This window comes from Nocardioides sp. (genome assembly GCF_031397825.1).
Classification (GTDB): domain Bacteria; phylum Actinomycetota; class Actinomycetes; order Propionibacteriales; family Nocardioidaceae; genus Nocardioides.
Map to the genome: position 1 here is coordinate 19233 of NZ_JANNML010000068.1, position 12641 is coordinate 31873.

The 12641-nt window shown below is 71.4% G+C and carries 12 protein-coding genes; 9 read left to right on the forward strand and 3 right to left on the reverse strand.

Going from position 1 to position 12641, the window contains the following annotated elements:
- The first annotated feature begins 28 nt into the window (after window positions 1-28).
- Complete coding sequence (locus tag RMN98_RS05575) at window positions 29-1186, forward strand: CaiB/BaiF CoA-transferase family protein (protein WP_309647814.1); 1158 nt, start codon at window positions 29-31, stop codon at window positions 1184-1186.
- A gap of 103 nt (window positions 1187-1289) precedes the next feature.
- Here RMN98_RS05575 and RMN98_RS05580 read toward each other — a convergent pair whose 3' ends face one another.
- The gene (locus RMN98_RS05580) at window positions 1290-1568 is read right to left on the reverse strand and encodes a hypothetical protein (RefSeq protein WP_309647815.1); all 279 of its coding nucleotides are present in this window, start codon (window positions 1566-1568) and stop codon (window positions 1290-1292) included.
- 197 nt (window positions 1569-1765) lie between these two features.
- On the opposite strand from RMN98_RS05580, the gene RMN98_RS05585 reads away from it, so the two are divergent.
- Both RMN98_RS05585 and RMN98_RS05590 read left to right on the forward strand, forming a co-directional pair.
- Complete coding sequence (locus RMN98_RS05585; protein ID WP_309647816.1) at window positions 1766-1960, forward strand: CsbD family protein; 195 nt, start codon at window positions 1766-1768, stop codon at window positions 1958-1960.
- A 144-nt stretch (window positions 1961-2104) separates the two neighbouring features.
- Window positions 2105-2707, forward strand: coding sequence for a CPBP family intramembrane glutamic endopeptidase (locus tag RMN98_RS05590; RefSeq protein WP_309647817.1), 603 nt, complete (start codon window positions 2105-2107; stop codon window positions 2705-2707).
- Here RMN98_RS05590 and RMN98_RS05595 read toward each other — a convergent pair.
- The gene (locus RMN98_RS05595; RefSeq protein WP_309647818.1) at window positions 2690-3598 is read right to left on the reverse strand and encodes an NAD(P)H-binding protein; all 909 of its coding nucleotides are present in this window, start codon (window positions 3596-3598) and stop codon (window positions 2690-2692) included. The genes RMN98_RS05590 and RMN98_RS05595 overlap by 18 nt on opposite strands.
- A 207-nt stretch (window positions 3599-3805) precedes the next feature.
- Here RMN98_RS05595 and RMN98_RS05600 point away from each other — a divergent pair, with 207 nt between their 5' ends.
- Window positions 3806-5353 carry a DEAD/DEAH box helicase gene (locus RMN98_RS05600; RefSeq protein ID WP_309647819.1) on the forward strand — a complete coding sequence of 516 codons (1548 nt, stop codon included), beginning with the start codon at window positions 3806-3808 and terminating at the stop codon, window positions 5351-5353.
- A 155-nt stretch (window positions 5354-5508) separates the two neighbouring features.
- Here the strand turns inward: RMN98_RS05600 and RMN98_RS05605 are convergent, their stop codons facing one another.
- Window positions 5509-6258, reverse strand: a complete 750-nt coding sequence (locus RMN98_RS05605; RefSeq protein WP_309647820.1) for a MerR family transcriptional regulator — start codon at window positions 6256-6258, stop codon at window positions 5509-5511.
- Window positions 6259-6416: 158 nt separating this feature from the next.
- Here RMN98_RS05605 and RMN98_RS05610 point away from each other — a divergent pair, with 158 nt between their 5' ends.
- The 5 genes from RMN98_RS05610 to RMN98_RS05630 form a co-directional block, all read left to right on the forward strand.
- Window positions 6417-7628 carry an acetyl-CoA C-acetyltransferase gene (locus RMN98_RS05610; protein ID WP_309647821.1) on the forward strand — a complete coding sequence of 404 codons (1212 nt, stop codon included), beginning with the start codon at window positions 6417-6419 and terminating at the stop codon, window positions 7626-7628.
- A 57-nt stretch (window positions 7629-7685) separates the two neighbouring features.
- Entirely contained in the window at window positions 7686-9893 is a 2208-nt protein-coding gene (locus tag RMN98_RS05615) for a 3-hydroxyacyl-CoA dehydrogenase NAD-binding domain-containing protein (protein ID WP_309647822.1), read from the forward strand.
- A 159-nt stretch (window positions 9894-10052) separates the two neighbouring features.
- Window positions 10053-10766, forward strand: a complete 714-nt coding sequence (locus RMN98_RS05620; RefSeq protein ID WP_309647823.1) for an ABC transporter ATP-binding protein — start codon at window positions 10053-10055, stop codon at window positions 10764-10766.
- Window positions 10741-12309: a hypothetical protein gene (locus tag RMN98_RS05625; RefSeq protein WP_309647824.1), complete on the forward strand. Its 1569-nt coding sequence runs from the start codon at window positions 10741-10743 to the stop codon at window positions 12307-12309. The genes RMN98_RS05620 and RMN98_RS05625 overlap by 26 nt, the downstream gene beginning before the upstream one ends.
- Window positions 12310-12408: 99 nt before the next feature.
- Window positions 12409-12641, forward strand: a 233-nt coding sequence (locus RMN98_RS05630) for a hypothetical protein (protein ID WP_309647825.1), incomplete at its 3' end; no start/stop codon positions are given.

The window sequence follows — 12641 nt, forward strand, 5'->3', positions numbered from 1 at the left end:
TGACAGTGGCTCTGTCATCATCGGCGCCATGACGTATGAGCTGGGCACGGGGACAGGGCCGCTGAGCGGTGTGAAGGTCGTCGAGATCGCCGGCATCGGCCCCGGGCCGCACGCGTGCATGATCCTCGCGGACCTCGGCGCCGACGTGATCCGCATCGAGCGGCCGGGCGGGCAGATGCTCGCGGGTGGCGCCACGATGCTGCTCAACCGCGGTCGGCCCAGCGTCGCGCTCAACCTCAAGGACCCCGAGGCGGTCGCGACGGTCCTGGAGCTCGTCAAGGACGCGGACGTCGTCGTGGAGGGCATGCGCCCCGGGGTCACCGAGCGCCTCGGGCTCGGCCCCGACGACTGCTTCGCGGTCAACGAGCGGGTCGTCTACGGCCGCATGACCGGCTGGGGCCAGACCGGTCCGCTCGCCACCGCCGCCGGTCACGACATGAACTACATCGCCATCACCGGTGCGCTCTTCGGTCTCGGGCAGGACAAGGCCCGCCCGCACTTCCCGACCAACCTCTTGGGCGACTTCGGCGGCGGGTCGACGTACCTCGTCATCGGCATCCTCGCCGCCCTCCTCGAGGCCAGGCTCTCCGGCAAGGGCCAGGTCATCGACGCGGCCATCGTCGACGGCACCGCCCACCTCAACGCGATGACCTCGGCCTTCGTCGCGAGCGGCGGCTACACGGAGGAGCGTGGCGCCAACCTGCTCGACGGTGGCGTCCCGTTCTACGACATCTACGAGACCTCGGATGCCAAGCACCTGTCGGTGGGCGCGCTCGAGCCGCAGTTCTTCGACGCGCTCGTGACCATCCTCGGCGTCAAGGACACCTGCCCCGGCCAGCACGAGCCCGACCGCTACGACGAGATGCGCGCCGTCCTCACCGAGACCTTCGCCTCCAAGACGCAGGCGGAGTGGGTGGAGATCTTCGAGGGCACCGACGCGTGTGTCGCCGGCATCATCCCGATCAGCGAGGCCGCCGAGCACCCGCACCTCAAGGCGCGCGGCACCTTCGTCGAGAAGGACGGGATGGTCCAGCCCGTCCCCGCGCCGCGCTTCTCGCGCACCGAGCCGACCCTCACCCTGCCGCCGTCGCGCGAGGCCGGCCAGCACACCCGCGACGCGCTCACCGCCTGGGGCATCGCCGACGTCGACGGGCTGATCGAGCGCGGGGTCGCCGTCCAGGTCTGACGGGGCCCGGCGTCGAGCGAGCGGCCGGGACGTCATACGGACCGTGTCTGCGACTCCACTGTGTCTGCGACTCCACCATCCGTATGACGTCCCGGGGCCCGCGTCAGTCGCCCGCGAGCTCCTTGCGCAGCGCGATGACCTCCGCGAGCGCCTGCTCCGCGGTGACGGTCGCGATCGTGAGCGCCCGCAGCAGCGTGGCGACGTCGACCTTCTGCCGCACGGCCGGGCTCCGGCCCGCCTCGTCCAGGTCGAGCCCGAGGTCGCCGATCACGCGGAGCTGCTCCTGGAGCTCGGCCAGGCTCTGGTGGCCGGTGCGCGAGGCGATCCGGGTGTCCCGGTCCGCCTTCTCCTGCGGGGTCCTGCTGGTCTTGAAGAGACCCATGCCGGTCTCCGTCCTGGGCTCGGTGGTGCCCCGAAGGTCGGGTGCGTGCAGCGTACGGCCGAGGACTGCGGTCCCCGGCACGATCTCTTGGCGGATTCTCAGGCCGACTGACGCGTGAACGTGCCTACCAGCGGGTATCGGTGCTCATGAGGCTGCTCCAGTCGGAGCACCTGACGCACTCACACCGGAGGTACACCATGGGACTGGGCGACAAGATCAGCAACAAGACCGAGGACCTCACCGGCAAGGCCAAGGAAGGCACCGGCAAGGCGACCGGCAACGAGCGTCTCGAGGCCGAGGGCAAGGGCGACCAGGCCTCTGCCTCGATCAAGGACGGCGTCGAGAAGGTCAAGGACGCAGCCTCGGACGTGAAGGACGCGTTCAAGAAGTAGGCACCTGAGCATCCGTTCACCCCTCGCCCGTAAAGTTTCGGTCGAGGGGTGATCTGTGTGCGGACCTGGCTCGAGCGATCGTTGTGGGACGTCGTCCCACGCGACCACCGAGAGACCCCGAAGGCCCTGAGGCGTCGCCAGCTGGTGACGATCGCCTTCGTGCTGCTCGGTGCCGTGGTGCTCGGGTTCTCGATCCGCATCGAGCCCGGCAGCAGCACGTTCTACGGCGCGACACTCGCCCTCGCCGCCGTGTGGACGATCGGCGCCTTCGCCTCCGGGCCGCTGCACCTGGGGCGCATCACCTACCGCGACGCCCACGTGCGGCCGATCGTGACCCCGATCGTGATCGGCCTCGGGATCGCCGGCATCTTCGTCGTGGGTGGCCTGGTCGTGCGCCAGATCGACTTCCTGGAGCGCCAGGTCAGCTCGGTGCTGGACTTCGCCGACCAGGGGTCGGTGCCGATCCTGGTGGTCATCACGGCGGTCAACGGGGTCGCGGAGGAGCTGTTCTTCCGCGGTGCGGCCTACGCCGCGATCACCCGGCACCCCGTGCTGTGGACGACGATCGCCTACTTCGTCGCGACGCTGGCCACCGGCAACGTCATGCTGTCCTTCGCGGCCCTGCTGCTCGGCGCCGTCGTCGGGCTCCAGCGCCGTGCGTCAGGCGGGATCCTCGCGCCGATCCTGACCCACTGCACCTGGTCGCTGACGATGCTCCTCGCGCTGCCCCTACTTTTTGGCGCGTGACCCCTTCGGGCCCGACTCCTTGATCGCCAGCCGCACGGCGTCGGCGTAGGTCCTCGGCTCGCCGGTCACGACATCCTTGATGGCGTCGTCGGTGACGATCACCTCGGTGCCCATCGAGTCGATGAGGTTGCGACCGGTGGTGACGTCGACGTTGGTGACGAACGAGATCCAGTAGGACGACAGCTTGGGCGTCAGCACGGGGACCTTGACGACCGCGACCTTGCGACCGTTCATGACCTCGGCGGCCTGCTGGAGCATCTCGATGTAGGTCAGCTGCTCGGGACCGCCGATCTCGAAGACCCGGCCGAGCGCGTCGGGGTGGTCCACGACGCCGGCGAGGTAGCGCACGACGTCGACGATGCCGACCGGCTGGGTGCGGGTCGCCGCCCACTTGGGCACGACCATCGCCGGGAGGTTCTTGACCAGCTGGCGCGTCATCTCCCAGGAGATGCCGCCGGCGCCGACGACGATCGCGGCGCGCAGCACGGTGACGGGCACGCCGGCCTCGCCGAGGAGCGTCTCGACCTCGCGGCGCGAGCGCAGGTGCGCCGACAGGTCGTCGCCGTCCGCGCCGAGGCCGCCGAGGTAGACGATCTGGCGGACGCCGGCGTCGGCAGCAGCCTTGCCGAAGGCGGTCGCGGCCTGCGCGTCCTTGCGCTCGAAGTCGTCGTCGTCGAGGGAGTGCACGAGGTAGATCGCGACGTCTACGCCATCCAGGGCCGGGCCCAGGGTGGAGGCGTCGTCGACGTCGGCACCCACGGCGGTGCCGGGGCCGTCGTACGACGCAGGGCGACGCGTCATCGCGCGCACCTCGTGGCCGGCGTCGATCAGGGCGGGCACGAGACGGCGGCCGACGAAGCCGGTGGCGCCGGTGACCAGGACAGTGGGCATGTTCACACCCTAGGCATGGCTGCTAATTCACGGCGGGGGGCGCGCGTGCCCTAGGCTCGCAACAGCAGCTCGTCCAGTCTTACCTCGAGCTCCCGCGCAGATCGGAACTTCGCGTCTCGCTGCGCCCCTCCTTCGTGAGGCACATGCTTCTTCCCCGCCGCCGGCGGGACGGCTTGGTGAGACACACCAACGTAAGTGACTTCTTCTGTGAACTCCGCATCTTTCGCCGACCTCGGCGTCCCCTCCTCCCTCGTCGCGATCCTGACCGAGCAGGGCATCACCGTGCCCACGCCGATCCAGGCCGCGACGCTCCCCGACTCCCTGGCCGGGCGCGACGTGCTCGGCCGCGGCCGCACCGGCTCCGGCAAGACCTACGCGTTCCTGCTGCCGCTGGTGGCGCGCCTCTCGGCGCAGCAGGGCAACCGCGTCTCGGGCATGCCCCGCGCGATCATCCTCGCCCCGACCCGCGAGCTCGTCGGCCAGATCCACCCGGCCCTGCAGCCGCTGGCCTCCGCCGCCGGCCTCAACGCCATGACGATCTTCGGTGGCGTCGGCCAGAACCCGCAGGTCGCCAACCTCAAGCGCGGCGTCGACATCGTCGTGGCCTGCCCCGGTCGGCTCGAGGACCTCATGCAGCAGGGTCACTGCGACCTCGGCCGCGTCGAGATCACGATCCTCGACGAGGCCGACCACATGGCCGACCTCGGCTTCCTGCCCGCCGTGCGCCGGATCATGGACAAGACCCCGCAGTCGGGCCAGCGCATGCTCTTCTCGGCCACGCTCGACAAGGCCATCGACGTGCTGGTCAAGCGCTTCCTGCACTCGCCCAAGGTGCACGAGGCCGACTCGGCGCAGTCGCCGGTCTCCAAGATGGACCACCACGTCCTGCACGTGGCCCGCGAGAACCGGATCTCGGTCCTGGTCGACCTGACCAGCGCCCCCGGCCGCACCGTGGTCTTCACCCGCACCAAGCACGGCGCCAAGGCGCTGGCCCGTCAGCTCAACAAGTCGGGCGTCCCGTCGGTCGACCTGCACGGCAACCTGAGCCAGAACGCCCGCACCCGCAACATGGAGATGTTCCACTCCGGCAAGGCCACGACCCTGGTCGCGACCGACATCGCCGCGCGTGGCATCCACGTCGACGACGTGGCCCTCGTGGTCCACGCCGACCCGCCCATGGAGCACAAGGCCTACCTCCACCGCTCGGGCCGCACGGCGCGCGCCGGTGCCGCGGGCACGGTCATCACCCTGATGACCGACGACCAGGTGCGCGATGTGCGCCAGCTGACGCGGGCGGCCGGGATCAACCCGACCACCACGCGCATCGACAACGCCTCCCACCCGATGCTCACCACGCTCGCCCCTGGCGAGCGCACCGTCGTCGTCGGCGGCATCGAGCTCGACCGGCCCGCCGGCACCTCGCGCCCCTCGGGCGAGGGTCCCAGCGGTCGTCAGCGCAGCACCAAGCGCAGCGGCTCGGCCCCCGCCTCCTCCGGTGGTGGCCGCAACCGCGGTCGCTCCGGTCGCTCGGGTGGCTCGTCCACGCCGTCGTCCTACTCGACCTCCACCCCCGGCTCCGGCGGCTCCACCGGCGGCAAGGGCTCCTCGCCCAAGTCCGGCGGTCAGGGTGGCCAGGCCGGTCAGGGCGGCAAGCGCTCCGGCGGCGGTCGTCCCGCCGGCGGCGGTCGCTCACGTGGCGGCTCGTCCTCGGGCGGCAGCCACACCGCCGCGTCGTTCAGCTCCGGTCGTCGCTGACCCCAGCGCCTGACCGACACCGCAGCGCCCGTCACCTCACGGTGGCGGGCGCTGCGTCGTCGTACGACGGCGGCGGGGTGGTTGGGCGGTCGGGCGGTGACGTGTGGGGGGTGTTGTGCCGCGGGGGTCGCCCAGGGCCCACCGCTCACCCGGGATCAGCCGCGCCGCTGCGCCTTGCGCTTGATGTTCTCCCGCTTGGTCTCGTCCATGCCGGCCTCGTAGGCCGAGACGAGGCTGGCGATCGAGAGCGGCTTGAGGCGCTCCACGACCTCCTGGATCGTCTCGGGGGAGGCTCCGGACTCCTGGTATACCGGCCACACCATCCGGCGGAACACGTCGTAGAGCTCGTGGGCGATCTCCTGGCCGTGGCGGCGGTAGATCGCGGCCGAGGCCATCGCCGCCTCGAGCGGGAAGCCGAGGTCGAGCAGGCCGAGGCCGACCGAGAGCTGGGAGAGCGCGACCTCGTAGTGGCCGCGCTTGCTCGGGAAGACGATGCCGAGCGCCGTGAGGATCTCGAGGTCGTCGCTGCTGAGCGTGCGGTCGACTCGTCCCTCGAGCTCGGCGCGCGAGAGCTCGACCGGCAGGTCGGCCTGCCAGGGCGCGAGCATCGAGCGGCGCAGCGCGATGTCCTCGGGGCTGGCGTCGTCGGGCAGCCCGGCGACGTACTTCTCGATGGCCGACAGCGTGAAGCCGTGGCTCTGGAGCTCCTGGACCAGCTCGAGCCGGGCGACGTGGTCGGGGGTGTAGTAGCCCGAGCGGCCCCGGCGCAACGGCGGCGGGACCAGGCCCTTGGTGGTGTAGAAGCGCACGTTGCGCACGCTCATGCCGACCCGGTTGGTCAGCTCGTCGAGCGTGAGCAGACCACGCAGCTCCCCGACCTGGTCGGCGACGGACTCCGAGGTCATCGAGCCTCCTCCCGGATGCGTGTGGGGTCGGTGTGTCGGGTGCGTGAGCCAGACCACATGCGGCCTGCCCTTGACGACACTGACAGTAATAGTGTCACAATCAAACGTCGTCCGACTCCTTCGGGCGCAGGCACGTGCAGACAACACCGAGGACGGTCATGGCAGAAGCATTCGTGTACGACCACATCCGCACGCCGCGCGGCAGGGGCAAGGCCAACGGCTCCCTCCACGAGGTCAAGCCCGTCGACCTCGTGGTCGGCCTGCTGGACGCGGTCAAGGACCGCAACCCCGGCCTGGACCCGCACCGCGTCGACGACGTCGTGCTCGGTGTCGTGTCGCCGATCGGCGACCAGGGAGGCGACATCGCCAAGACCGCGGCGCTCGCAGCCGGCTACCCCGACACCGTCGCCGGTGTGCAGCTCAACCGCTTCTGCGCCTCGGGCCTCGAGGCCGTCAACCAGGCGGCGTCCCGCGTGCGCGGTGGCTTCGAGGACCTGATCCTCGCCGGCGGCGTGGAGTCGATGAGCCGCGTGCCCATGGGCTCCGACGGCGGCGCGTGGGCCTCCGACCCGGCCACCGCCTTCAAGGCAGGCTTCGTGCCCCAGGGCATCGGCGCCGACCTGATCGCGACGATCGAGGGCTGGGACCGCCACGACGTCGACACCTACGCCGCCGAGTCGCACCACCGTGCCTCCAAGGCCTGGGCCAACGGCTACTTCGGTGACGCCGTCGTGCCCGTCAAGGACATCAGCGGACTGACCGTGCTCGACCACGACGAGACGATCCGCCCCGACACGAGCCCCGAGGGCCTCGCCGGCCTGAAGCCGTCGTTCGCCCAGATCGGTCGCGACGCGGGCTTCGACGACGTGGCGCTCGAGAAGTACCACTGGATCGAGAAGATCAACCACGTCCACCACGCCGGCAACTCGTCCGGCATCGTCGACGGCGCCGCGATCATGGCGATCGGCTCCGAGCAGGTCGGCAAGGACCTCGGCCTCACCCCCCGCGCCCGCATCATCGCCACGGCCGTCTCCGGCGCCGACCCGGTCATCATGCTGACCGGACCGGCGCCCGCCGCCCGCAAGGCGCTGGCCAAGGCCGGCCTGACGGTCGACGACATCGACCTCTTCGAGATCAACGAGGCGTTCGCCGCGGTCGCCATGCGCTTCATGCGCGACATGGGCATCAGCCACGAGATCACCAACGTCAACGGCGGTGCGATCGCGATGGGCCACCCGCTGGGTGCCACCGGCGCGATGATCCTCGGCACGCTGATCGACGAGCTCCAGCGTCGCGACCTGCGCCGCGGCCTCGCCACGCTCTGCGTCGGCGGCGGCATGGGCATCGCGACCATCGTCGAGCTGGTCTGAGGACCACCGACCCCCTCGACGTACTCCTCTCTCTCGAACACCGAAGGAACCCACCACGTGAGCACCACCGCTACCGAGACCTCCGTGCACTACGAGCGTGACGCCGACGGCATCGTCACGCTGACCCTCGACGACCCGTCGTCGAGCGCCAACACGATGAACGAGCTCTACATCTCCTCGATGGCCGCGGCCGTCGACCGCCTCTACGACGAGGTGGCCCAGGATGAGAAGAGCGTGACCGGCGTCGTCATCGCCAGCGCGAAGAAGACCTTCTTCGCCGGCGGCAACCTCAAGGGCATGGTCACCGCGACCAAGGACGACGCCGCGTCGGTCTTCGCGATGGCCGAGGGCGTCAAGGCCGGCCTGCGCCGGATCGAGAAGTTCCCCCGCCCCGTCGTCGCCGCGATCAACGGCGCCGCGCTCGGTGGTGGCCTCGAGATCTGCCTGGCCGCCAACCACCGGATCATCGTGGACGACAACAAGGTCGAGATCGGCCTGCCTGAGTCGAGCCTGGGCCTGCTCCCCGGCGGCGGCGGCGTGACCCGCGTCGTGCGCATGCTCGGCATCCAGTCGGGCCTGATGGACGTGCTGCTGCAGGGCACCCGCTTCAAGCCCGCTGCTGCCAAGGAGAAGGGCCTGGTCGACGAGCTGGTCCCGACCCGCGAGGACCTGGTGCCCGCCGCGAAGGCGTGGATCAAGGCCAACCCCGACGCCTCGGCCAACCCGTGGGACCTGCCCGGCTACAAGATGCCCGGCGGCAGCCCGAAGTCGCCCGCGCTGGCCGGCTTCCGGCCCGCCTTCCCGGCACTGCTGCGCAAGCAGACGAAGGGTGCGGTCTACCCCGCCGCCCGCGCGATCCTCAGCGCCGCGGTCGAGGGTGCGCAGGTCGACTTCGACACCGCCTCGCGGATCGAGTCGCGCTACCTGACGAACCTGATCGTCAACCAGGGCTCGAAGAACATGATCCAGGCGTTCTTCTTCGACCTCCAGGCGATCAACTCCGGCTCGCTGCGCCCGCAGGGCATCGAGCCCTGGAAGGCCACGAAGGTCGGCGTCCTGGGCGCCGGCATGATGGGTGCCGGCATCGCCTACTCCTGTGCCCGCGCGGGCATGGAGGTCGTGCTCAAGGACGTCTCCGACGAGAACGCCGCCAAGGGCAAGGCCTACAGCGAGAAGCTGCTCGACAAGGCGATCTCGCGGGGCAAGTCCACCGAGGAGAAGAAGGCTGAGCTGCTCGGCCGCATCACCGCGACCGGCAACCCCGCCGACCTCGCCGGCTGCGACCTCGTCATCGAGGCCGTCTTCGAGGACCCCTCGCTGAAGGCCAAGGTGTTCGCCGAGATCGCACCGTTCGTCAACCCCGACGCGCTGCTCTGCTCCAACACCTCGACGCTGCCGATCACCGAGCTGGCCCAGGGCGTCGACCGCCCGAAGGACTTCATCGGCCTGCACTTCTTCAGCCCCGTCGACAAGATGCCGCTGGTCGAGATCATCCGCGGCGCGGAGACCTCCGACGTGGCGCTGGCCAAGGCCTACGACGTGGTCCAGCAGATCCGCAAGACGCCGATCGTCGTCAACGACAGCCGTGGCTTCTACACCTCGCGGGTCATCGGCTTCATGGTCAACGAGGGCCTCGCGATGGTCGCCGAGGGCGTGCGCCCCTGGACGATCGAGCGGGCCACCTCGCAGGCCGGCTACCCCGCGCCCGTGCTGCAGCTGACCGACGAGCTCAACATGGAGCTGATGGACAAGATCGCCACGGCGACGCGGGAGGCCGCCGAGCGCGACGGCACCCCGCACACCGAGCACCCCGGCACCAAGGTCGTCGGTCAGATGCTCGCGGCCGGTCGTCCCGGTCGCCTGCGCGGCGCCGGCTTCTACGACTACGACGAGAGCGGCTCGCGCCAGTCCCTGTGGGCCGGCCTCGCCGAGCTCTTCCCGGTCGCCGAGGAGCAGCCCTCCATCGAGGACGTCAAGGACCGGATGCTCTTCGCCGAGGCGCTCGAGACCGCCAAGTGCTTCGAGGAGGACGTCATCACGTCCGCCGCCGCGGCCAACATCGGCTCGATCATGGGAATCGGCTTCCCGCCGATGACCGGTGGCGCTGCGCAGTTCATGACCGGCTACGTCGGCAAGGACGGCACGATCGGCCTCCAGGCGTTCTGCGCCCGGGCCGACGAGCTCGCGGCGACCTACGGCGAGCGCTTCGCGCCCACCCCGTGGCTGCGTGACCTCGCTGCGTCGGGCGGCTCGTTCCCCGCCTGATCGCTGCTGCTCCACCACCGCCCCGTCCGGGTCTCCCGGGCGGGGCGGTGCTCGTCGCGGCGCCTCGGGTGCGGACCCGGAACTGCCCGATCGGCTGATTTTGGGGATCCTGCGCCCGGAACTGCTGTGCGCGGCTCGCTGGTCCGCGAGGATGGGGCGGTGACCGACTCCCCGGCCGTCGTCGACGTGCGCTCGCTGCACGTGCGGTTCGGCGAGGTCGAGGCCGTGTCCGGTGTCGACCTCCGGGCCCACGCGGGCCAGGCCACCGCGCTGCTCGGCCGCAACGGCGCCGGCAAGTCCACGACGATGCGCGTGCTCGCGGGCGTCGTCCCGCCGACCGCGGGCCGGGTGCTGGTCGCGGGGCACGACGTACGCACCGAGACGTTGCGCGTGAAGCAGGCCGTCGGCTACTGCCCCGACGTCGGCGGGCTGGTGCCGCGCGCGACGCCGTGGGAGCACCTGCAGCTCGCGGCCCGGCTGCGCCGCATGGACCACTGGGAGGAGCGGGCGCGCGACCTGCTGGAGCGCTTCGAGCTCGGCGACGTCGCCCACCGCGTCACCGCAGGCTTCTCGCACGGCATGGGCCGGCGGCTCTCGGTGCTGCTCGCGGCCCTGCACGAGCCCGAGGTGCTGCTGCTCGACGAGCCCTTCGACGGTGTCGACCCGATCGGGGTCGAGGCGACCTTCGACGTGATCAGCGACGCCCGCGCGCGCGGCGCCTGCGTGCTGGTCTCGACGCACCTGCGTGAGCTGGCGGTGCAGTCCTGCACGACCGTGAGCGTGCTGCGCGGCGGCTCGGCCGTCGCGACCGTGAGTGCCGGCGAGATGGCGGGCGAGGAGGGGGCGCGTGCCTACCGCGGGCTCCTCGACTGACGCTGCGTCCCCTGTCGGGGTCGGCGCCGGCTTCGTCGCGGAGACCCGGCGGGCGGTGGCCGACGTCGGTCACCTGGTGCGCTTCCGCACGGCGTCGCTGCGACGCCGGCGCGCGGGGGTCGTCGCGCTCGCTGCCTTCGTCGTGGTGACGCTGGGGGCAGCCGTGGCGCCGGCCTTCGTGCCCGGCGCGGGCGCCGGCTCCGGACGGGCCCTGGACCTGCTGCTCCTGCTGCCGACGATGCTGACCGGCTTCCTCGCGCTCACGATCGTGTCGGCCACGGCGAGCGGCGGCGGCCGGGAGCTGCTCGCGCGCGACCCTGCCGCCGTACATCCCATCAGCCCGACCACCGACCACCTCGGCGCGCTGCTCCTGGCGCCGCTCAACATCGCGTGGCTGCTCCAGGCCTGGGCGCTGCTGGCCGTCACCGCCTTCGCGCTGGGACCGAAGCTCTACCTCGCGCAGGCGCAGGTGGTCGTCGTGCTCTGGCTCGGCGCCGCGACCGCGATCGCGCAGGTGCTGGCGTGGATCCTCGAGGGCGTACGTCGCGTCCCGCACGGCATCGTCGGCATCCGCGCGCTGACGGTCGGGGTGCTCGGGGCGACCCTCGGCCTGCAGATCTCGGGCCGGCTGCTCCAGGTCTTCGACGAGCTGCCGACGCGTTGGGTGGTGGTCGGGATGGTGTCGGACTCGGTCGGACGCTGGGCGCTGACCGTGGGGGTGGTGCTCGCGATGCTCGTCGGTGCCGTCGTGCTCGGGGCGGTGCCCGCCCACATCGCCGCGCACCGGATCCCGCAGGACGAGCTCGACGTCGAGAGCGGCCACCACCCCGTCCGAAGGCTCGCGCGATCCGCGTGGGGGCAGCTGGTGCGGACCGACCGCGCGTCGGTGTGGCGCGCCGTGCCCATGCGACGCGGCGTCGCCGTCCTCGCCCTCGCGCCCGGTCTCGTTGCCCTCGCCGGCAACCTGCCGTGGGCGCAGCTGACCGTGCTGCCGGGGCTGGTGGCGTCGGGCGGCGCGCTGCTGTGGGGCGTCAACGCGTGGTGCCTCGACGGCCGCGGCGGCCTGTGGCGCGAGAGCCTGCCGGTGCCGCCCGAGACGGTCTTCGACGCGCGGGCGTGGGTGCTGGGTGAGTTCCTCCTGGCGGCGTCGCTCGTGACGGTCCTGCTGGGTGCCGTCCGCGCCGGGGTGCCGTCGGTCGCCGAGCTGACCGCGCTGGTCTGCACCCTGGTCGTCGTGACCCTGCAGGTCGTGGCGGCATCACTGCGCTGGTCGGACCAGCGCCCCTTCGCGGTCGACCTCCGCTCGGCCCGGGCAACGCCGGCACCGCCGGTGGTGATGGTCGGCTACTCCGCCCGGCTCGCCCTCTCGACGACCGTCACCGGCCTGGTCTTCTCCGGGCTCGCCAACGTCGACGCGTGGCAGGTCTCCGTGCTCGTGGCCGTGCCGTTCCTCGCGTGGTCCACCGCCCGGCTGCTCCGCACCCGGCGGGCGTGGGGCGAACCGGTCGGTCGGGCTCGGGTCATCACGGCTGTGGCGGTCTGAGCCTCGCCGAGTCGGCGCGATGTTGCACGGCGTACGTCGAGTCGGCGTGATGTTGCGGGGCTGGTGCCGGTGCTCGGGTCGTGTGCCGGAGGCTGCGCCATGGCGCGGTCCGCGACCCACGACCCGGCTCCCAGTCGGCCGGGGTGCGCGGGCTGGTCGGGTCGTGTGTCGCTCGCCGCGCTGGAGCGCTGGCTGGGGCACACGACTGCCTCGCGGCGATCCCCGGTCGTCGCGCCACGGCTGCAACATTGCGCCGACTCGGCGTACGCGGAGCAACATTGCGCCGACTCGGCGTACGCGGAGCAACATCGCGCCCAGTCGACGGTCAGTCG

Bases quoted from the DNA above. Each gene is read 5' to 3' on its own strand.
- RMN98_RS05595 (WP_309647818.1), bottom strand. From the start codon at position 3,598: ATGCCCACTGTCCTGGTCACCGGCGCCACCGGCTTCGTCGGCCGCCGT.
- RMN98_RS05580 (WP_309647815.1), bottom strand. From the start codon at position 1,568: ATGGGTCTCTTCAAGACCAGCAGGACCCCGCAGGAGAAGGCGGACCGG.
- RMN98_RS05585 (WP_309647816.1), top strand. From the start codon at position 1,766: ATGGGACTGGGCGACAAGATCAGCAACAAGACCGAGGACCTCACCGGC.
- RMN98_RS05605 (WP_309647820.1), bottom strand. From the start codon at position 6,258: ATGACCTCGGAGTCCGTCGCCGACCAGGTCGGGGAGCTGCGTGGTCTG.
- RMN98_RS05610 (WP_309647821.1), top strand. From the start codon at position 6,417: ATGGCAGAAGCATTCGTGTACGACCACATCCGCACGCCGCGCGGCAGG.
- RMN98_RS05575 (WP_309647814.1), top strand. From the start codon at position 29: ATGACGTATGAGCTGGGCACGGGGACAGGGCCGCTGAGCGGTGTGAAG.